General features: G+C 25.1%; 1 protein-coding gene. It reads left to right on the top strand.

The genetic code is table 4. From position 1 onward, the window contains the following. Window positions 1-53 precede the first annotated feature (53 nt). Window positions 54-1,301 carry an IS3 family transposase gene (locus JXZ91_RS03040; RefSeq protein WP_205851541.1) on the top strand — a complete coding sequence of 416 codons (1,248 nt, stop codon included), beginning with the start codon at window positions 54-56 and terminating at the stop codon, window positions 1,299-1,301. Window positions 1,302-1,322: the final 21 nt, after the last annotated feature.

Here is a 1,322-nt window from a genome sequence, read left to right as displayed (position 1 = left end):
TAAACATATCCCCTATTAGTGGACTACCACAAATGGAGGATATGTTTTTTATTATGAAAAAATATAAGACAAGAATATTTTTATACAAGTTGTGTATGAGAGTGCTTACTGGAGAAAAAATTCCAGATATATGCAATGATTTAGTTAACTGTGGTTATTTGCCAAAAGCAATGAAATATACCGGACAAAAAGGATATAATAGTGCTCATTATCTTTATAATTTCTATTATAGATTCCTAAAAATTGGAATTTATGCAATTGTTTCACATCAAGGGGGATATAAAAATATGCCAAAAAAAGGTTTAACTAAAAAAGAATTAGAAGAAAAACGAAGAAAAAGACATGATGAGTTGCTAAGAAAATTGACCCCAGAGGAATTGCTTGAGATTGTTAAGATTCAAGAAGAGATACTAACAACTAAAATTTCAAAAAAAGAATTATATGAAGAAATTCAAAACAAAATAAAGAAGAAAAATTCTCTTTCTCCAAGAAAAATATGCGAAGCTTTATATATTTCTAAATCATACTTTTACAAGCTTTCAAAAAATATAATTTCACATGATATGCGTTTTAGAAAAGATGTAATTAGAGTCAAAAAAATTATCTCTGAAGAATTTAAAGTTAATAGAGGAAATTTTGGTGCAAGAAGAATACATGCTATTTTAAAAGAAAAATATCAACTTAATATAAGCTATAAAACTGTATATAAGTATATGAATTCAATGAATTTAAAATCAGTTATTCGAGCTAAAAATAAAAGAAGAATAGATAGAAAAAATACTAATTATAGTATTGAAAATCGCTTGAATAGAAACTTTAAGAATGACACATTTAACAATGTTTTATGTACAGATGTAACTTATATAAAGTGAAATAGTCAATTTATATATTTAAGTGCTGCAATAGATTTAAGAAATAATGAAATAGTTGGCTGAAGTCATTCTAAAAGAAATGATTTAGAACTTGTTAAAGACACTTTTAAAAAGATCAATCTTTCAAACTATTCATTAATTCATTCAGATCATGGTTTTCAATATTCGTCAAATTGATTCAGAGAAATGATTGCAAAAAATAATTTGTTACAATCAATGTCAAGAATTGGTAATTCTCTTGATAACCGTCCAATTGAATATTGATTTTCAATTTTAAAAGAAGAATGTTTAAGAAAATACCAGCTAAATGACTTAAAATATGACCAAATAATAGAGCTAATTACTGACTTTATAAATTACTATAATAATATTAGAATACAAATTAAACTAAAAAACCTCTCTCCGTGTCATTACATGAGAAAGGTTTAATTGATTTGTCCACTAATAGGG

Source organism: Mycoplasma enhydrae (genome assembly GCF_017116825.1).
Classification (GTDB): Bacteria; Bacillota_I; Bacilli_A; order Mycoplasmatales; family Metamycoplasmataceae; genus Metamycoplasma; species Metamycoplasma enhydrae.
Note: the sequence above shows the minus strand (reverse complement) of the source record. Positions and strands in the feature narration are given on the sequence as shown.